The following is a 19393-nucleotide window of genomic DNA, read 5'->3' as shown; positions in this document are numbered from 1 at the left end:
CGCGCGATCACCTAGCGGGATTTCACCAGGCTGTGGGCCGTGGCAAACCGGGCCAGAGGCGCTTGTGTTGCGCATTGCCCTTTGCCGCGTCGGGCGATACAGGATCACGCACGCCCACCCGATCACGCAGCAACCGGAGAAACCCCATGGCCGCTTATCAATACGTCTATCACATGTCCGGCGTGTCCAAGACCTATCCTGGCGGCAAAAAATGCTTTGAAAACATACACCTGAACTTCTTGCCCGGTGTGAAAATCGGTGTCGTGGGCGTGAACGGCGCGGGGAAATCCACGCTGATGAAGATCATGGCCGGGATCGACAAGGATTTCACGGGCGAAGCGTGGGTGGCAGAGGGGGCCAAGGTTGGCTATCTCCCGCAGGAACCCAGGCTCGATCCCGAACTGACCGTGCGCGAAAATGTGATGTTGGGCGTGGCCAAGAAAAAAGCCGTGCTGGACCGGTACAACGAGTTGGCGATGAACTATTCGGACGAGACGGCTGATGAAATGGCCGCCCTTCAGGATCAGATCGACGCCGAAAACCTCTGGGACCTCGACAGCCAGATTGATGTGAGCATGGAGGCGCTGCGCTGCCCCCCTGATGATGCGGATGTCACAACCCTGTCCGGGGGCGAGGCCCGCCGCGTCGCACTCTGCAAGCTGCTGCTCGAAGCACCTGAAATGTTGCTGCTCGACGAACCGACCAACCACCTTGACGCCGAAACCATTGCGTGGCTGCAACAGCACCTCATCGACTACAAGGGCACGATCCTGATCGTCACCCACGACCGCTATTTCCTCGACTCCATCACGTCGTGGATTCTGGAACTCGACCGCGGCAAGGGCGTGCCATGGGAAGGCAACTATTCCTCATGGGTCGAACAAAAGGCCAAACGCCTCGCCCAAGAGGCCCGTGAGGACAAATCCCGCCAGAAGACGCTGGAACGCGAACTCCAGTGGATGCGGCAAGGGGCCAAGGCGCGCCAGGCCAAGTCCAAGGCCCGGATCAACGCATATAACGACATGCTGGATACGTCCGAGCGCGAAAAGCTCGCCTATGCCCAGATCGTCATTCCGAACGGCCAGCGGCTTGGATCCAAGGTGATCGACGTCGCGGGCCTCACCAAAGGGATGGGCGACAAGTTGTTGATGGAGAACCTTGAGTTTTCGATCCCCCCCGGTGCGATCGTTGGTGTGATCGGCCCCAACGGCGCAGGCAAATCGACACTGTTCAAGATGCTGACGGGGCAGGAAACGCCCGACGCCGGCACGGTCGAGGTCGGTGATACGGTGCAGCTGTCCTACGTGGATCAGTCGCGCGACGATCTGAACGCCGATGACAACGTCTGGGAGGCAATCTCGGGCGGGGCCGAACTGATCGAACTGGGCGATGCCGAAGTCAACTCACGCGCCTATTGCTCGTCCTTCAACTTCAAGGGCGGCGATCAGCAAAAGAAGGTCGGCCTGCTGTCAGGCGGTGAACGCAATCGGGTACACATGGCGCGCCTGCTGAAATCAGGCGGCAATGTGCTGCTGCTCGACGAGCCGACCAACGATCTGGACGTCGAAACCCTGCGCGCCCTCGAAGACGCGCTTGTCGATTTCGGCGGGTGCGCGGTGGTCATTTCGCACGACCGCTTTTTCCTCGACCGGATCTGCACCCACATCCTCGCCTTTGAAGGGGATGCGCATGTGGAATGGTTCGAAGGCAACTTCGAAGACTATGAAGAAGACAAAAAGCGCCGCCTTGGTCCCGATGCGCTGGAGCCCAAGCGGCTCAAGCACAAGAAGTTCGCGCGCTAAGGACACTTGCAATCAACGGCCATGCGTATCGGACGGGTATTCCTGACCTATGCGCATGGGCCAATGTGTTCTATGCTATTCGCCAATCCTTCCAATGTGACAGCGGAGCGGCCCATGCCTGATGACGTCAAAACGATTGCCGAAAGCCTCAAGGGCAAAAAGGCCAAGTTCAAAGCGCTGGACGTAAAACCCGAAGGCACCAAGGCGATCAAACTGCCCAAGGCGGTGTCGGACGGTCTTCAGGACGTGTTCGGTGCAAAGCTGAACAAGGTGCGCGTGCATTTCGGCGGCAACGCGATGGCCATGTGCAAGGAGGTAAAGGCCAAGGCGTTCACCTACGGCCAGGACATCTATGTCAGCAAACCAGCCTTTGCCAAAGACAATGCCCTGCTCGCCCACGAGCTTACGCATGTCGTACAACAGGCCGGGGGCAAGAAGATGCCCAAGGAACAAAAAGGTAAGGTTCTGGTGACCAAGTAGGATCTAGAGCAGGACGTGCCAAACCAGCAGTGGCGGCAACGCACAGGCAAAGGCAATCATAAACAGTTTTGCACCGTGGCTGATCTTGGCAAACGTACCATCGCCAAGCGCACCTTCGCCAAATTCCATGGCACCGCCCATAACGACATAGCCCTTCCGCTCACGTTCACGTCTGGACGCCGAGATTGAACGCATGGCCGCCTCATACACCGCATCCTGGCGGGTCTGTTCATCCAAGCTTGGCTGTAGGTCTTCCATACGTGTCATGTGGCGCTCTCCTTCTTCGTTTCAAGAGATGGAGTGCTGCCCGGTCATGTCCACCACCTGCAACAAAAAAAGGCCAGCCCAAGCGCGGGCTGACCCTGTTTTCGCAAGTATCCGCCGCCTATTGCAGGGCTTGGTCCGTGATAACGTGGGTCCACGCCCCCGTGGGTGCCGCCGAAATCACGGGGTCGGACCCGCCTGACAGCAAGGACGCCACAGTGCGTTCGTAATCGGCCTCGGCCAATGCCCCATTGCTGCCTGCGGTCAGTTTGGCAACCTCACCCATCATGCGCCGCTGGTGCTTTTCGGTCTGCGCACCCGAGGCATCATTTTCCAGCACGATGTCGGCGGCTTCATCCGGGTTGGCTTCGGCATATTTCCACCCCTTCATCGACGCACGCACGAAGCGGACCATTTTGTCCTCGAACGCGGGATCGGCAAGATTTTCCTCAAGAACATACAAACCATCCTCAAGCGTTGCGACGCCCTGGTCTTCATACTTGAAGACCTGCAACTCTTCCGGTGTCAGGCCCGCATCAATGATCTGCCAGTATTCGTTATAGGTCATGGTGGACACGCAAGCCGCCTGATTTTGCAGGATCGGATCGACGTTGAAGCCCTGCTTGAGGACCGTGACACCTTCGGCCGAGCCATCGGTGGGAATGCCCAACTGGCTCATCCAGGACAGAAACGGGAATTCGTTGCCAAAGAACCAGACGCCAAGCGTCTTGCCCGCAAAATCATCTGTGCTGGTCACACCCGCATCCTTGCGGCAGGTCAGCATCATGCCCGACGATTTAAAAGGCTGGGCGATGTTGACCATCGGCAACCCCTTTTCGCGCGCCGCCAGGGCGGCAGGCATCCACTCAACGGTCACGTCCGCACCACCCCCGGCCAGCACCTGTGTGGGCGCGATGTCGGGCCCACCGGGCTTGATCGTGACGTTCAGATCTTCTTCTTCGTAAAACCCTTTGTCGAGGGCGACGTAATAGCCGGCGAACTGCGCTTGGGTGACCCACTTCAGTTGCAAGGTCACGTCATCTGCGGCATGGGCTGCCATGGCAGACAGGCCAAGGGCGGCGCTGGCTGCGAAGGTTGCAATGGTTTTCATTTTCATACTCTCCTTGTGAATGGTCATTGGTTTTTGTGGGCCTTCTATGTGCGGGCCCGTTGGGATGGGTGCCAGAATGTGACGGCACGTTCGATCAAGGCCACTCCACCATATGCGGCGGATCCAGCCAAGGCTGCGACGACAATTTCGGCCCAGACGAGGTCAAGTGCAAGCTGACCGACCGAGGTCGAGATGCGAAATCCCATGCCCCGAATGGGAGAGCCGAAAAATTCGGCAACAATGGCACCGATCAGCGCCAGCGTGGTCGCGATTTTCAGCCCGTTGAAGATAAACGGCATCGCCATCGGCAAACGCAGTTTCAAAAGCGATGTGGCCGGCGAAGCGGCATAGGTGTGCATCAGATCACGTTGCATCGCGCTGCTGGCCTGAAGCCCCTGCACGGTGTTCACAAGCACCGGGAAAAACACCATTACAACCACGACGGCGGCTTTGGACTGCCAGTCAAATCCAAACCACATGACCAGAATTGGGGCCATACCCACGACGGGCAGTGCCGCCACAAAGTTGCCGACAGGCAGCAGACCACGACGCAGAAAATCTGACCGATCAATCAAGATCGCCATCAAAAAGGCACTGCCACAGCCAATGATATACCCGCTGAGCGCCCCTTTGATGACGGTCTGTACGAAATCCTCCCACAGGATCGCGGTGGATTGGACAAAGGTGGTCGCAATGACGGAGGGCGCAGGCAGCAACACAGCCGATATGCCAAAGCCGCGCACGACCCCTTCCCAGATCGCAATCAGGGTCAGGCCGAACACAATGGGCATGGCAAGACGGACAAGGCCGGTGGCAGGCTGGCGCGCCAGCCATGTGTTCGAACCCCAACCGATGGCCCATGCAGCGATGGCAAAGATGATCCAACCCATCACGCCATCCCCATGCGGCTCAGCACAAGCCGCTGAAGCAGACCGATGATCGCAACAAGTGCTGCCGCCAGGGCCGCGGCCATGATCAGAGCCGACCAGATCTGGATCGTCTGTCCATAATAGCTCCCGGCAAGCAACCGCGCCCCAAGGCCCGCAACCGCGCCCGTGGGCAGTTCCCCGACAATCGCACCCACAAGGCTCGCCGCCATGGCGACCTTGAGCGAGGCAAAGAGGAACGGCAGAGATGCGGGCAAACGCAGACGCCAGAACGTCTGGGACGCGCTCGCATTCCATGTGCGCATCTGGTCCAGCTGCATGATCTCGGGACTGCGCAAACCTTTCACCATGCCGACCACGACCGGAAAAAAGGACAGGTACATGGAAATCATCGCCTTGGGCAGCAACCCCGAAATGCCCACCGCGTTCAGCACCACGATGATCATCGGAGCGAGTGCCAGGATGGGAATGGTCTGGCTGGTGATCACCCACGGCATCACGCTGCGATCCATCACCGTATTATAGACGATGCCGACTGCCAGCAGAATGCCAAGGCCGGTGCCAAGCGCAAAGCCAAGCAAAGTCGCACTGAGCGTAATCCAGGAATGATAGATCAGGGACCGCTTCGAGGTGATCTTCTTTTCAACCGTGGTACTCCAGATCTCGGCACCGACCTGATGCGGGGCGGGCAGCTTGGGCTTTTCCTGCGCCCATGTATCGATCACCAGTTCTGTGGCACTCAGCTCCACCCCCGCCCGCGTCGCCTTGTCATAGGCCCATGCCGCGTTCAGCCAGATGGCCGCAAGATACCAGATCGCAAAGATCACGCCGACAACCGTCAAAACAGGAAGAACACTACGCATGGTGCGCGCCCCCTTGCGCTTCATTGTTCTGCAAATATGCAAATGCAGACGCTCGCCGCAGCCACAGATTTTTGCATATTTTAAGAACAATGAAAGGATTAAGGGGGCTTATGGTGCCACGGTACAGGCAGGCATGCCGATGGCCGTGAACGATGAAGGGGGTGGCCGCGCCTTTACCCAAACAGCGGTTCGGTGTCAGGGCATGGCTGCGTGCTGTGTCCTGCGCCGGTAACTCTATCCTAGTCATCCGCGTGCCCTGCGCGCAAACCATCCCGAACACGGTGCGCGACCTCAAGAAATTCGGGACTTTCGCGGATGTCGAGCGGGCGATTCTTTGGCAATGGGCTGTCAATCACATCCGTGATCCGGCCCGGGCGGGGTGACATGACTACGATCTTGGTGCTCAGATACACCGCCTCCGGGATCGAGTGGGTGACAAATGCGATGGTCTTTTCGGTGCGCGCCCACAGGTGCAACAACTGTTCATTCAGGTGATCGCGCACGATCTCGTCCAGTGCGCCAAAAGGTTCATCCATGAGCAAAATATCGGCATCAAAGGCCAGCGCCCGCGCAATCGAGGCGCGCTGCTGCATGCCCCCCGACAACTGCCAGGGAAACTTCTTTTCAAAGCCCGACAACTCCACAAGCTCCAACACGCGGGCCACGCGCGCTGCCTGATCATCCCTGGAATACCCCATAATCTCCAAGGGCAGCGATACGTTCCGCCCGATGGTGCGCCACGGATAAAGTCCCGCCGCTTGAAAGACATACCCATAGGCCCGCGCCTGCCGCGCCTCTGATGGGGAGACCCCATTTACGGTGATAGACCCACCCGTGGGTTGTTCCAGGTCTGCCATGCAACGCAGGAAGGTGGTCTTGCCACAGCCCGAGGGGCCGATAAAGCTGACGAAATCCCCTTTCTGGATGTCCAGCGACACGCCTTTGAGGGCATGAACCGGCCCATCATTGGTCTGGAATGTCAGATCCAGATCGCGTGCAGAAATGACAGCCTCAGGCACGTGTCATTCCCCTCAACGTATCCGCTAGCGTCTCGGTATTCGAATGCAGCAACGGATTCTTTTGTCGTTCGTTTTCCACAAATGGCTTCAACCGGTCCCAGTCTTTCAAGAATACCGTGCCCCAATAAGAGTTGATCATGTCAAGTTTCAGCCCGCCATGCATATACGCAAGGGACACCAGACCATAGCGATGCAGGACCGTCTTGATGGCCGCGCGCGTCTCATCGCTCATCTTGTCGGTGGGCTGTTCGCATTTCGCCCCCAACACGCGCCGTTCCTCACGAAAGATGTCGTTGCCGAACACGTCATGCAGAAAGACCGCGCTTTCACGCGCAAGCCGTGCCTCATCCGCATTGACCGAGCGGCGCTGTAACAGGATCTGAACCGCAATCAGAATGATAGCAAGCGAGGCAAAGGTGGTCGCGTAAGGTTCAACCACCTCTACCGAGGGAATCCAATCCCACGGGTTGATTGCAAAACGGGTGCGCATCAAGGCCGTTGCTTTCTCGTGTTGCGGCGACAGCGGTTCAAACTGACTTGAGCTTTGTATGAGCCGGGGCCTTGCGTCATCAAATACCCGCCGGAATGTTCAGCGGATCACGCTGGATCATCTTGGGCGCGGTCAGCGCTTTCCATTTGCTCAGCGCCTGCGAGGCGGACGAGAACGCAGGGCGCGGCACGAACTTACCCCGTCCGGGCGAAGGCTGCGAGTTTTGCCCCCACGCCCATATCACCTCACCCCGGCTAAGCGTATAGCGCGACTGCGCCCTGACCTCGAACCCTTCGAACACGTTGTAATCCAGCACGGAATGATGATTGGCGGGCGAGATCGTCTTGGTGATCTTGGGATCCCACACCACGATATCCGCATCCGCCCCTTCGACAATCGCCCCCTTTTTGGGGTAAATATTCAGGATCTTTGCCACATTGGTCGAAGTGGCGGCGACAAACTCATTTGGCGTCAATCGGCCCGTTTCCACCCCTTCGGTCCACAGCACAGCCAGCCGTTCCTCAAGCCCGTTGGATCCGTTGGGAATGATGCGAAAATCATCGCGGCCCGCGCGTTTCTGTTCCGTATTAAAGGCCGCATGGTCAGTCGCCACAACCTGCAACGATCCCGACTGCAAGCCCGCCCACAAACTGTCCTGATGATCTTTGGATCGGAACGGCGGCGACATCACGCGACGGGCGGCATAATCCCAATCGGTGTCGAAATAGACGCTCTCATCCAGGGTCAAGAACTGGATCAACGGCTCACCATAAACACGCATCCCCTTCTGGCGCGCCCTGCGGATCGCCTCATGCGCCTGCTCGCAGGACACGTGCACGATATACAAAGGTACGCCCGCCGCATCCGCAATGGTGATCGCGCGATTGGCCGCCTCCCCCTCAAACTCGGGCGGGCGGGAGTAGGCGTGACCTTCGGGCCCGGTGATCCCCTGATCAAAATATTTCTGCTGCATCTCGGCGACCAAGTCGCCGTTTTCGGCATGGACCATCGGTAGCGCACCCAACTCGGCGCAGCGCTTGAACGAGGCGAACATCTCGTCATCCTCGATCATCAAGGCCCCCTTATAGGCCATGAAATGCTTGAAGGAATTGACGCCCATATCAACGGCATCCTTCATCTCGTTGAACACATTCTCATTCCAGCCGGTGATCGCCATGTGATAGCCGACATCCGAACAAATCTGCGGAGCCGACTTGCGGTGCCACTCGTTGATCGCGTTCTTGATCGAGCCATCCGCACCGGGCAGGCAAAAATCCACAATCATCGTGGTGCCCCCGACAGCCGCCGCCCATGTCCCACTCTCAAACGTCTCCGCAGCGGTGGTGCCCATGAACGGCATCTCAAGATGGGTGTGGGGATCGATCCCGCCGGGGATCACATAGGCCCCCTCGGCATCGATATACTCATCCCCCGACAGGTCCTCACCGATCTGCTTGATGACCTCATCCTCAATCAGCACATCCGCCACATAGCTGCGATCCGCCGTGCAGACCGTGCCACCTTTGATTACCTTGGTCATCGCGTCACTCCTCGCAGCCTGTCTTCATTGTTCAAAAATACTCAAAAGGGGTCTGGGGCCAAGCCCCAGTCACACACTCGCAAAACATCCCAGCGCAGGGCCATGCACTCCGATGTCCAGCGGGCCGAAATCGCTTTCCACGCACAGCGCAAAATACCCCGCAAGCGGCAGAAACACCACGCGGTAAGCGCCGTCGGTGCGCGTCACTGTCCAGCAGCGCTGTGTGATACCACCACTGAAGTTCACGGTCGTCGCAAACGGGTGGATGCAGGCCGCACAAAACGCTTTCAGCAGCGCGCGGTCCGACGGGGTCGCGATCGGCGCGCCCGCAACTTCGGTGGCCACCAATGCCTCGATGCGGTCCGCGATACTCAGGTCCGGGTCAAGCATGTCGCCCATCTCAGCCCACAATCTCCGCCGTCTCGACCACCGCGTGCATCAGCACATCCGTGCCCGCCAGCGCCCATTCGCGCGAAATCTCTTCGGCCTCGTTGTGGCTGAGGCCATCAACACAGGGGCACATCACCATCGCCGTAGGGGCGACACGGTTGATCCAGCACGCATCGTGTCCGGCCCCTGAAATCAGATCCATATGGGAATAACCCAGGCGTTCCGCCGCAGTCCGCACCGCCGTCACGCAGCCCTCATCAAAGGCAACTGGGTCAAACCCACCCACCTTTTCAAACACGATCTCAAGGCCCATTTCGTCCGCTATGCCTTGCGCCTCGACATGCAGGCGCGCCTCCATATCCTCGATCACCGACAGATCGGGCGAGCGGAAATCGACCGTAAATACCACCTTGCCGGGGATCACGTTGCGCGAGTTGGGGTAGACGTCGATATGGCCTGCCGCGCCCACCGCATGCGGCGCGTGGGACCACGCAATTTCGTCCACCTTTTCGAGCACCCGCGCCATCCCCAAACCCGCATTCCTGCGCATCGGCATCGGGGTCGACCCGGTATGACTGTCCTTGCCCAAAATTGTCACTTGGGTCCAGGACAGGCCCTGCCCATGGGTGACAACGCCGATATCCTTGCCTTCGGCTTCAAGGATCGGGCCTTGTTCGATGTGCAACTCGAAAAAGGCGTGCATCTTGCGCGCGCCGACCTCTTCATCGCCGCGCCAGCCGATGCGGGCCAGCTCATCGCCAAAGGACTTGCCCTCTGCATCCACCCGCCCGTAGGCCCAATCCTGCGTGTGGATGCCCGCAAACACACCCGAGGACAGCATGGCTGGGGCATATCGCGTGCCTTCTTCATTGGTGAAATTGGTGACAATGATGGGATGTTTGGTCTGCACCTCAAGATCATTCAGGGTGCGGATGATTTCCAGCCCACCAAGCACACCCAAAACCCCGTCATATTTCCCGCCGGTGGGTTGGGTATCCAGATGCGAGCCGACATAGACGGGAAGCGCGTCGGGATCCGTGCCTTCGCGGCGCGCAAACATATTACCCATCTGGTCCAGACCCATGGTACAGCCAGCAGCCTCGCACCACGACTGAAACAGCGCGCGGCCTTCGGCATCCTCATCCGTGAGGGTCTGGCGATTGTTGCCGCCCGCCACGCCGGGGCCGATCCTGGCCATCTCCATCAGGCTGTCCCACAGCCGATCGCCATTGATCCGCAGATTTTCGCCCGGTGCGCCCATGTTCATCCCCTGTTGCCGATGGTCCAGAACTTTTGACCATTTGGTAAATACACGATTGCCAGCCAGCGCATTTGTGTCAAGAACTGCTTTGCACACGATTGCCCAAACCACGCCCATCTGCCTAGTGTTGCAGCATGCGAACAGACCAAAGGATCGGCCATGCCCGACGCCGCCCCCAAAAAGCCAAGCCGCATTCAAAAGCGCAACCGCCATCTCATCCTTGATGCAGCACTTGATGTGTTTTCAGCCCATGGCTATCGCGGGGCGACGCTGGATCAGATCGCAGAGGCCGCAGGGCTCTCCAAACCCAACATCCTTTATTATTTCGGGGGCAAAGAGGACATCCACGTCACTCTTCTGAACCAGTTGATGGAAACCTGGCTGGATCCGCTGATCGAAATGAATGGTGAGGGCGATCCGATGACCGAACTGCTTGGCTATGTGCAGCGCAAGCTGGACATGTCGCGTGAATTGCCCCGCGAAAGCCGCTTGTTTGCAGGTGAAATCCTGCAAGGCGCGCCACGCATGAATCCGCATCTTGTCGCTGATCTCAAGCCGTTATTCGATGAAAAATGTGCGGTGATCCAAGGGTGGATGGATGCAGGCAAGCTCGCCAGTATTGATCCGCGCCACCTGCTGTTTTCGATCTGGTCCACAACCCAGCACTATGCCGACTTTGAAGCACAGATTGTCGTGTTGTTAAGCGGGGAGGCCCCCTATGACACCGCCTCCGACATGTTGGATCGGATGTTTCGCAATCTGCTGCGGCCTGAACCCGCCTGATCCCGTCTGCATGCGATCCTCCGGGTAAGACACTGTTAACTTTGGTTTACAAAGCTTGCCGATCTTCAGGACTTGTTCATCTCTTCCAGCAAAAACTCGACATGCGTGGGGGCGCAAGACAATGAGTGGATTTTATGAGTTTTCTTCCGATTTTGGGTGGCGGCGGCTTTTCGCAACCGTCCCAATCCTCGCAATCACAAACCGAGCCGTCGCGTGCGGATCAGACCCAAGAGACACCGCCCGCCCAAGGCACCGCGGAACCTTCCGACACCAGCCCACCAACCGCCACATCTGAAACAGGGAACGGTGCGGTGGTGGCCACGCAGACGGTCACGGATCAGCGCGGCCAATCCGCCAAAGCGGACCTGACGGCAGAACCGCAGGCCAGCACAGCCCAATCCGTTGTTGAGGCGAAGCTGACCGATGACCCGGTCAAAGCGGAAGCCGAGGCGCGCCGCTTTGCCGAAGCATCCCTGCAACAAAGACGCCTTGAGCAGTTGATTGAAGCCGTGGGAACGCCGGTCCGAACACGTGAATTTACGACAGCAGGTGTGGAAAACACCGGCCAAATCGACACCTCAAGTGAGGGCGTGCCGGTCTGATCCGCCTACTCGGCGGCGGTTGTCGCCGCCGGGTTGTTGGGGTGCGTTGTCCAGTTGGCATAGTCCGGCTCGACCACTTTTTCGGTGCGCGGGTCGATGGTGCCGGGGGTCATCGCCTCCATCGTGATGCAATCCTCGACCGGGCAGACATTGACACACAGATTGCAGGCAACGCATTCATCATCAATCACTTCGAAGACACGATCATCTGACATCGAAATCGCCTGATGCGAGGTGTCTTCGCAGGCCGCATAACAGCGCCCGCACGAGATGCAGAGATCCTGGTTGATCAGCGCCTTCGCCACATAGTTCAGGTTCAGGTACTGCCAATCGGTCACATTGGGCACCGCCGCACCGCGGAAATCATCAATGCTGGTGTGCCCCTTTTCATCCATCCATTCGGACAGACCGCTGATCATCTCCTGAACGACCTTGAAGCCGTATGTCATCGCCGCCGTGCAGACCTGCACGTTACCACAACCCAAGGTGATGAACTCGGCCGCATCGCGCCAGGTGGTGATCCCACCGATACCGGAAATGGCGATGCCGGATGTCTCGGGATCGCGCGCAATTTCGGACACCATCGACATCGCGATGGGTTTGACCGCCGGTCCGCAATAACCCCCGTGCGAGCCCATCCCGTCAATCGACGGCTCGGGCGACATGCTATCGAGGTTCACGGACGTGATCGAATTGATCGTATTGATCAGACTGACCGCATCCGCCCCGCCCGCCTTGGCTGCTGCGGCAGGTTTTCGGATATCCGTGATGTTGGGGGTCAGTTTCACGATGACAGGCTTGGAATAGTACTGCTTGCACCAGCGTGTCACCATTTCGATATATTCAGGCACCTGACCGACAGCGGCACCCATGCCCCGCTCACTCATCCCGTGGGGGCAGCCAAAGTTCAGTTCGATCCCGTCGGCACCCGTGTCCTCCACCAGCGGCAGGATCGCTTTCCATGCCTCTTCCTCACAAGGGACCATGATCGACACGATCATCGCGCGATCAGGATAGTCAGCCTTGACGCGCTTGATCTCTTCAAGGTTGGTATAAAGGTCGCGATCAGTGATCAACTCGATGTTGTTGAGACCCAAAAGGCGGCGATCCGCCCCATAAACCGCACCATAGCGAGGGCCATTGACGTTCACCACCGGCGGGCCAGCCTCGCCCAGAGTTTTCCAGACCACGCCGCCCCAACCGGCCTCGAACGCGCGGCGCACATTATATTCCTTGTCCGTGGGGGGGGCGGATGCCAGCCAGAACGGATTGGGGGACGTAATCCCTACGAAAGTGCTTGTCAGGTCGGCCATCATCCGTCTCCCTATGCTGTCAGGCGGGCGTGAATATCCATCGCCGCATCGCGGCCTTCGGCCACAGCCGTCACCGTCAGATCATCCCCGCCAGCGGCGCAATCGCCCCCGGCCCAAACTCCGTCAACCGACGTCTGCCCGGTCGCGGTCACCGCGATCTTGCCGCCTTCAAGGGCTGGCAGGCCATCGCCCTCAAGGGTCTGCCCAATGGCGCGCAACACCTGATCGGCGGGGATACGCACGGTCTGACCCGTGCCGCTCATGTCGTCGTTCATATACTCAAATTCGATTTCACGCACGGATCCGTCGCCATGCAGCGCGACCGGGGCCACATGGGTCATGATCCGCACCCCTTTGCTGGCGGCAAGGTCCTGTTCAAAAACAGAGGCGTTCATGCGATCCCGGCCCCGGCGATAGGCAAGCGTCACATTCAGGGCCCCCAGCAATTTGGATTGCACCGCCGCATCCACCGCTGTCATGCCACCACCGATGACCACGACATCGCGGCCAACAGGCAGCGCACCCACATCCCTGGCCTGGCGCAGATCCGAAATGAAATCGACCGCATCCAAAACGCCGTCCTTGTCCCCGCCATCGATGGCCAGCGCGTTCACGCCGCCCAACCCCATGCCCAGAAACACCGCATCGAACTGCGCTTTCAGCCCATCAAGGGATATATCGGCACCAAGCGCGCTGCCATATTCAATGGAAATACCGTCAATCTTGAGCAACCACTCCACCTCGGCCTGTGCGAAACCACCGGGGGTCTTGTAAGCCGCGATGCCGTATTCGTTCAGCCCACCGGGCTTGGGACGCGCATCATAAACAGTAACCTCATGGCCCAACATCGCCAGCCGGTGCGCGCAAGACAGACCCGCAGGACCAGCACCAACAACGGCCACCATCTTGCCCGTCGCAGCCGCGCGGGCGAACGGGTGGGCATCCTGCGCCTGCAAGTGGTCGGTCGCATAGCGCTGTAATTGCCCGATCAAGACGGGTTTGCCCTCAGCCACCTCGCGCACACAGGCCTCTTCGCACAAGGTCTCGGTCGGACAGACGCGCGCGCACATGCCACCCATGATATTCTGGGTCAGGATGGTCTTGGCGGCGGCATCCGGTGTTCCGGTCGCGATCTGGCGAATGAACAGCGGGATATCGATGTCGGTGGGGCAGGCTGTGATGCACGGCGCATCATGGCAGAAATAACAGCGATCCGCAGCAACCAAAGCCTCATGCGGATCAAGCGCAGGGTGCAGATCGGCAAAGTTGTCCTGATAGGCATCAGCGTCCAAACGACCCGCCGTAACACCGGGTGAAAAAGGGGAATGCGCCATGGTCGCTCCGTCACAACATCTGTTCAACCCGAACGCTCTCACAGGCTAATAATTTTATCAACTGGTAAAAATATGATTGATGATGCAAATGCGCCGCATCCCCAAAGAAGCAGCAACCCGCCACAATCCTCCGACATTCGCGAAATACTTGCAAAGGACAGACCTTGCACCATATGAAAAAGTGCTACATCATCTATCGACCCACTGCTCCTATCGGCTCAGTCACTCGATCTAAATGACAACGCCAAGCTGCCGCATGTTGCGGGCAGATCAATTTTTAGGAGTACCGACGATGGCAAACGGCACCGTCAAATGGTTCAACACAACCAAAGGCTACGGCTTTATCGCACCCGAGGATGGGGGCAAGGATATCTTTGTGCACATCTCGGCGGTTGAGCGGTCCGGGCTGACAGGTCTGGCCGACAACCAAAAAGTCACCTTCGACCTCGAAGCAGGCCGGGATGGCCGCGAAAGCGCTGTGAACATCGCACTCGCCTGATCGGGTATACATCTTTTTGCAGGCGGTGCAGTCAGATGTGCCGCCTGTTTCGTTTCCAGACACGAAAACCAGACCTCCCTGCCCTTCTTTTGACCAAAAATACCGCGGGGAGTCCGCAAGGACGGGGCGGAGCCCCCAAATATCGTGTCGCGCGCGGGCGCGTCCGTCAGATCACGGCCCGGTCCAGTCAACACCGCCTGCCTCGGTGATATCCAGACGACCCGCAGGCCATGACACCATCAACGCCTTTGCCGCATCAAGGTCATCGCCCAGCCACACGGCTATATCATCCCGCGCCAGCAGAACCCCCATCCGGTGATGGATCGGGGCAACATCGGCATTCGGCGCGCAGGTCACGCACGCCACTTGCGGCACCTCCAATCCGCCGGGGGCCGTCCAGACATCTGTGATCGCGGCAAAGTACAAAAGCCCGCCACTTCCGGGGGCAATCCGCCACGCTGTTTTGCGCCGCTTTTCACCCGTCCACTCATACCAGCCATTCACCGGGATGACCGCACGACCCACCCCATCAAATGCTGACTTGTCAAATACCGTCTCGGACCGGGCGTTGACGATCTGCTCCATCACCGGCCGCCCGCGTGCATTCACGCGGCCCACCGGGACGATCCCCCACCGCATCAGGTGCAGCGCGCCATCAAAAACGACAATCTCCTGCCCCGGCGCAATGTTGTGACGAGGGGGCATCGCAGGTAAATCCGCACCGGAAACACCCAACTCAGCCATCAGATCCTCGACACCATCCGTCAGGAAAAACCGGCCCGGCACCTCACTGGACCTGCGCAATCAAATCGACAACTTGCGGCCCAATGCCTTGCACAATCTCGCGCACACCGCTTGCGTTGGGATGTATGCCATCAGGCTGCATGTACGCGCGCAACGATGCGGGGTCCGTCCCCGCTCCACCCAACCCGGCAAAGAAACTCTCAAGATACAGCACGCCGTAAGCCTCGGCGATCTCGGGATACATCGCATCGAACGCCGCCTTGTAGTCCGGGCCATAATTCCCCGGTGCCTGCATCCCGACCAACAGCACAGCCACACCCGCCTCCTGCGCGGCCGCGACAATCCCATCAAGATTGGCGCGGCTGACCTCAGGGCCAATTCCGCGCAGCAGATCATTGCCACCAAGGGTCACGATCAACGCATCCACATCCGGCGTCAGCGTCCATGCAATGCGTGACAGCCCACCCGCGGTCGTATCCCCCGAAACACCGGCGTTGATAACAGCAACGTCTTGCCCCTGATCCTGCAACCAATTCTCAAGCTGAGGCACAAACCCGTCCTCGACCGGCAAGCCATAGCCCTGGGTCAGGCTGTCCCCCAAGGCCGCAATCGTGACCTTCTCGGCCATCGCAAAACCTGCCCAGAAAATAAGGACAATCGCGCCCATCACCTTGCCCATGCCAATCCAGCCTCCATATGAGTTCGTATTGTACAATAAAGGGTCTCTCGCATGTCCGATCCAGTCCTGTCGCTCAAAGATGCGGCATTAAGCCTTGATGGCAATGCCGGACGGGTCGATATCCTGCACGGGATCACGTTGGAGATCGCGCGGGGTGAAACCGTAGGGCTTGTGGGCCCGTCCGGGTCCGGCAAGTCGTCGCTGCTGATGATCTTGGGCGGGCTGGAGCGGGCCACGGGCGGCTCGGTTCGCGCCCTTGGCCAGGATCTGACGGCCATGAACGAGGATGCGCTGGCCCGCTTTCGGCGCGGTCATATGGGCGTCGTGTTTCAATCCTTTCACCTGATCCCCACCATGACGGCCCTCGAAAACGTGGCCACGCCGCTCGAACTCGCCGGGGCGCGCGATGCCTTCGCCCGGGCCGAGACGGAATTGGACGCCGTGGGTCTGGGCCACCGCTCCGGGCACTATCCCAGCCAGATGTCAGGGGGCGAACAACAACGCGTGGCCCTCGCGCGCGCCTCAGTCACGCGGCCCGAAATCCTGCTGGCGGATGAGCCGACAGGCAACCTTGATGGGGTCAACGGGGCTGCGATCATGGATCTGCTCTTTTCCTTGCGCGATCGGCATGGGGCGACCCTGGTGCTGGTCACCCACGCCCCTGATCTGGCTGCACGCTGCGACCGGGTGATCCGCCTGGCCGACGGGGCCATCGCACCACAGGTCAAGGCCGCAGAATGAGCCTCGCCATCTCCGCCCGTTTTGCCCGCCGCGAATTGCGTGGCGGCCTCAGCGGCTTTCGCATTTTTCTGGCCTGTCTGGCGCTTGGGGTTGCCGCCATCGCAGCCGTCGGCTCGGTCCGCTCCGCCATCGAGGCGGGATTGACCCGCGAGGGGGCCGCCTTGCTTGGCGGCGATGCGGAACTTGATTTCACTTACCGCTTCGCAACCGAAGATGAACGGGCATGGATGGACCGCATCGCAACGGACGTGTCGGAAATCGCGGACTTTCGGTCGATGGCCGTGGTTGATGGGCCAGACGGCGCGGAACGCGGCCTCACCCAGATCAAGGCGGTCGACAGCGCCTATCCATTGATCGGCACGGTCGAACTGGACCCCGCCATCCCCCTGGTCGAGGCGCTTGCCCCCCAAGACGGGCTGCCCGGCGCCGTGATGGAACGGGCCTTGATTGATCGTCTGGGCCTTGTGGTCGGGGATACGTTCCGACTTGGCACGCAGGACTTCATTCTGACCGCCCAACTGGCCCGCGAACCTGACAGCGCGGCGGGCGGGTTCGCCCTTGGGCCGCGCACCATCGTGTTGCGCACAAGCCTCGCCAACGCCGAGCTGCTGGCTCCGGGGACGCTGTTCAACTCAAAGTATCGTCTGACCTTGCCGCCAGACACCGACCTTGCGGCACTCGAAACCCAAGCGAGGGCACAGTTTCAAAACAGCGGTTTGCGCTGGACGGATGCGCGCAATGGTGCGCCCGGTGTCGCCGAATTCGTCGACCGGCTTGGGGCGTTTCTGGTGCTGGTGGGCTTGTCTGGACTGGCGGTCGGTGGCGTGGGCGTATCGGCTGCTGTGCGATCCTACCTCGCCGAGAAAACCAGCGTGATCGCGACATTACGGACCTTGGGCGCAGAACGCGCGACGATCTTTCAAACCTATTTCCTCCAGATCGGTGCATTGTCCCTGCTTGGCATCATCATCGGGGTGGGCTTGGGCGCGCTCGCCCCCATATTTCTGGCCCCGATCATCGAGGCGCGCCTGCCGATCCCCGCCAGTTTTGCGCTCTATCCAGCACCCCTGATCGAGGCTGCGATCTATGGCCTCCTCACCGCCTTCATCTTCACCCTGTGGCCGCTGGCACGCGCCGAAGACGTGCGCGCCGCCACCCTGTTTCGCGACGCGCTTGGCACTGCCAAACTACTGCCAAGCGCGCGTTACCTGATCTGGATCACCCTTGGGCTGGCCGCACTCATCGGGTTGGCGGGCCTGTTTTCCGGCACGTGGCGACTGACGCTTTGGACGGCGGGGGGCATTGCCTTTGCGCTCTGCCTGCTGGCATTGGCAGCGGTCCTGATCCGTTGGCTGTCGCGCCTGCTGGCCCCCCGCGCGCGGGGACGACCCGCGCTGCGATGGGCGCTTGGGGCGATCTCGGGGCCACGCGAGGGGGCCGCATCGGTTGTCCTGTCCCTCGGGCTGGGCCTGTCCGTATTGGCCGCCGTGGGTCAGATCGACGGCAACCTGCGCAATGCGATCACAGGCAACCTGCCCGATATCGCCCCCAGCTATTTCTTTGTCGATATCCAGCGTGACCAGATGGAGGGCTATACCGAGCGGCTGGAAAACGACCCTGCTGTCAGTCGCATCGACAGCGCACCCATGCTGCGCGGCATCGTCACGCAAATCAACGGCACACCCGCGCGCGAGGTGGCTGGCGATCATTGGGTGATCTCGGGCGACCGGGGGATCACCTATTCCGCGACCCCGTCGGAAAACACCCGGATCACCGCAGGCAAATGGTGGGACGCCGATTATGTCGGCCCGCCTCAAATCAGCTTTGCCGCCGAAGAGGCCGAAGAGATGGGCCTGTCCTTGGGCGATACCATGACCATCAACATCCTTGGGCGCGACATTACGGGCACGATCACCTCCTTCCGAGAAGTCGACTTTTCGACTGCCGGGATCGGCTTCATCCTGTCCATGAATCCAAGCGCGCTGGAGGGCGCACCGCACACGTTCATCTCGACCGTCTATGCCAGCGAGGGGGCGGAAACCCAAATCCTGCGCGACATCGCAAATGCCTATCCCAACGTGACGGCCATCCGGGTGCGCGATGCCATTGACCGGGTCAGCGATGTGCTGGCCGGGCTGGCGGCAGCCACGTCCTATGGCGCGGCGGCGACCTTGCTGACGGGTTTCCTCGTCCTGATCGGGGCAGCGGCAGCGGGCACTCAGGCCCGCACCTATGAGGCCGCAGTGCTCAAGACATTGGGGGCGACGCGGCGGCGGATCCTGATCAGCTTTGCCACCCGCGCCGCCCTGTTGGGACTGGGCGCAGGGGCTGTCGCGCTCGCCGCCGGCATCGCGGGGGGATGGGCGGTCAGCCGCTTTGTCATGGACACCGATTTTATGATCATCTGGCCCTCGGCCCTCGCGATTATCATCGGCGGCGTGGTTGCAACATTGATCGCCGGGCTGGCCTTTGCATGGGGTCCGCTTGCGGCGCGGCCCGCCCAGGTGTTGCGGGGGCGCGAATAAGCCGCGTTGCGCCAACGCGCGCGCACTGTCACACAATACACAACCATCCGAGCCGAAGGCCCTGCC

20 protein-coding genes are annotated in these 19393 nt (G+C 60.0%); 7 read left to right on the top strand and 13 right to left on the bottom strand.

Annotated features, from left to right (window positions below; translation table 11 throughout):
• Positions 1 to 146: 146 nt before the first annotated feature.
• Positions 147 to 1802 carry an energy-dependent translational throttle protein EttA gene (gene ettA / locus Q0859_RS14560; protein WP_299152258.1) on the top strand — a complete coding sequence of 552 codons (1656 nt, stop codon included), beginning with the start codon at positions 147 to 149 and terminating at the stop codon, positions 1800 to 1802.
• A gap of 114 nt (positions 1803 to 1916) precedes the next feature.
• Positions 1917 to 2282: a DUF4157 domain-containing protein gene (locus Q0859_RS14555; protein ID WP_299152255.1), complete on the top strand. Its 366-nt coding sequence runs from the start codon at positions 1917 to 1919 to the stop codon at positions 2280 to 2282.
• A gap of 3 nt (positions 2283 to 2285) precedes the next feature.
• Here the strand turns inward: Q0859_RS14555 and Q0859_RS14550 are convergent, their stop codons facing one another.
• The 9 genes from Q0859_RS14550 to Q0859_RS14510 form a co-directional block, all read right to left on the bottom strand.
• Positions 2286 to 2549, bottom strand: a complete 264-nt coding sequence (locus tag Q0859_RS14550; RefSeq protein WP_299152252.1) for a hypothetical protein — start codon at positions 2547 to 2549, stop codon at positions 2286 to 2288.
• 118 nt (positions 2550 to 2667) lie between these two features.
• The gene (locus tag Q0859_RS14545; RefSeq protein ID WP_299152250.1) at positions 2668 to 3657 is read right to left on the bottom strand and encodes an ABC transporter substrate-binding protein; all 990 of its coding nucleotides are present in this window, start codon (positions 3655 to 3657) and stop codon (positions 2668 to 2670) included.
• Between the two features lie 44 nt (positions 3658 to 3701).
• Positions 3702 to 4547 carry an ABC transporter permease gene (locus Q0859_RS14540; protein ID WP_299152247.1) on the bottom strand — a complete coding sequence of 282 codons (846 nt, stop codon included), beginning with the start codon at positions 4545 to 4547 and terminating at the stop codon, positions 3702 to 3704.
• Positions 4547 to 5407 carry an ABC transporter permease gene (locus Q0859_RS14535; RefSeq protein WP_299152244.1) on the bottom strand — a complete coding sequence of 287 codons (861 nt, stop codon included), beginning with the start codon at positions 5405 to 5407 and terminating at the stop codon, positions 4547 to 4549. Before Q0859_RS14535 ends, Q0859_RS14540 begins: the two co-directional genes overlap by 1 nt.
• Before the next feature lie 239 nt (positions 5408 to 5646).
• Complete coding sequence (locus Q0859_RS14530) at positions 5647 to 6426, bottom strand: ABC transporter ATP-binding protein (RefSeq protein WP_299152241.1); 780 nt, start codon at positions 6424 to 6426, stop codon at positions 5647 to 5649.
• Positions 6419 to 6916, bottom strand: a complete 498-nt coding sequence (locus Q0859_RS14525; protein WP_299152238.1) for a DUF4760 domain-containing protein — start codon at positions 6914 to 6916, stop codon at positions 6419 to 6421. Before Q0859_RS14525 ends, Q0859_RS14530 begins: the two co-directional genes overlap by 8 nt.
• A 79-nt stretch (positions 6917 to 6995) precedes the next feature.
• Positions 6996 to 8456 (bottom strand): dihydropyrimidinase, encoded by a 1461-nt coding sequence (gene hydA / locus Q0859_RS14520; protein WP_299152235.1) that lies wholly within the window; start codon positions 8454 to 8456, stop codon positions 6996 to 6998.
• 69 nt (positions 8457 to 8525) lie between these two features.
• The gene (locus Q0859_RS14515; protein WP_299152233.1) at positions 8526 to 8855 is read right to left on the bottom strand and encodes a hypothetical protein; all 330 of its coding nucleotides are present in this window, start codon (positions 8853 to 8855) and stop codon (positions 8526 to 8528) included.
• Between the two features lies 1 nt (position 8856).
• Positions 8857 to 10107 (bottom strand): Zn-dependent hydrolase, encoded by a 1251-nt coding sequence (locus Q0859_RS14510; RefSeq protein ID WP_299152231.1) that lies wholly within the window; start codon positions 10105 to 10107, stop codon positions 8857 to 8859.
• 159 nt (positions 10108 to 10266) lie between these two features.
• On the opposite strand from Q0859_RS14510, the gene Q0859_RS14505 reads away from it, so the two are divergent.
• Together Q0859_RS14505 and Q0859_RS14500 are read left to right on the top strand one after the other, a co-directional pair.
• Positions 10267 to 10890: a TetR family transcriptional regulator C-terminal domain-containing protein gene (locus Q0859_RS14505; RefSeq protein ID WP_299152228.1), complete on the top strand. Its 624-nt coding sequence runs from the start codon at positions 10267 to 10269 to the stop codon at positions 10888 to 10890.
• A gap of 134 nt (positions 10891 to 11024) precedes the next feature.
• Positions 11025 to 11492 carry a hypothetical protein gene (locus Q0859_RS14500; RefSeq protein ID WP_299152225.1) on the top strand — a complete coding sequence of 156 codons (468 nt, stop codon included), beginning with the start codon at positions 11025 to 11027 and terminating at the stop codon, positions 11490 to 11492.
• A gap of 5 nt (positions 11493 to 11497) precedes the next feature.
• On the opposite strand, the gene preA is transcribed toward Q0859_RS14500, so the two are convergent.
• On the bottom strand, positions 11498 to 12805 hold the full coding sequence (preA, locus tag Q0859_RS14495; protein ID WP_299152223.1) for an NAD-dependent dihydropyrimidine dehydrogenase subunit PreA: 1308 nt from the start codon (positions 12803 to 12805) through the stop codon (positions 11498 to 11500).
• Positions 12806 to 12816: 11 nt separating this feature from the next.
• A complete protein-coding gene (locus tag Q0859_RS14490; protein WP_299152222.1) occupies positions 12817 to 14139 on the bottom strand; it encodes an NAD(P)-dependent oxidoreductase in 1323 nt (440 codons plus the stop codon).
• A 292-nt stretch (positions 14140 to 14431) separates the two neighbouring features.
• Between Q0859_RS14490 and Q0859_RS14485 the strand changes: the two genes are divergently transcribed.
• Positions 14432 to 14638: a cold-shock protein gene (locus Q0859_RS14485; RefSeq protein WP_299152221.1), complete on the top strand. Its 207-nt coding sequence runs from the start codon at positions 14432 to 14434 to the stop codon at positions 14636 to 14638.
• Between the two features lie 171 nt (positions 14639 to 14809).
• Here the strand turns inward: Q0859_RS14485 and Q0859_RS14480 are convergent, their stop codons facing one another.
• A complete protein-coding gene (locus Q0859_RS14480) occupies positions 14810 to 15442 on the bottom strand; it encodes an SOS response-associated peptidase (RefSeq protein WP_299152220.1) in 633 nt (210 codons plus the stop codon).
• Positions 15426 to 16061 carry an arylesterase gene (locus Q0859_RS14475; protein ID WP_299152218.1) on the bottom strand — a complete coding sequence of 212 codons (636 nt, stop codon included), beginning with the start codon at positions 16059 to 16061 and terminating at the stop codon, positions 15426 to 15428. Before Q0859_RS14475 ends, Q0859_RS14480 begins: the two co-directional genes overlap by 17 nt.
• 51 nt (positions 16062 to 16112) lie before the next feature.
• Here Q0859_RS14475 and Q0859_RS14470 point away from each other — a divergent pair, with 51 nt between their 5' ends.
• On the top strand, positions 16113 to 16802 hold the full coding sequence (locus Q0859_RS14470) for an ATP-binding cassette domain-containing protein (RefSeq protein ID WP_299152216.1): 690 nt from the start codon (positions 16113 to 16115) through the stop codon (positions 16800 to 16802).
• Positions 16799 to 19327: an FtsX-like permease family protein gene (locus tag Q0859_RS14465; RefSeq protein ID WP_299152215.1), complete on the top strand. Its 2529-nt coding sequence runs from the start codon at positions 16799 to 16801 to the stop codon at positions 19325 to 19327. The genes Q0859_RS14470 and Q0859_RS14465 overlap by 4 nt, the downstream gene beginning before the upstream one ends.
• The last annotated feature ends 66 nt before the right edge of the window (positions 19328 to 19393 follow it).

Source organism: uncultured Tateyamaria sp., assembly GCF_947497045.1.
GTDB lineage: Bacteria > Pseudomonadota > Alphaproteobacteria > Rhodobacterales > Rhodobacteraceae > Tateyamaria.
This window is presented reverse-complemented; position numbering and strand designations above follow the sequence as displayed.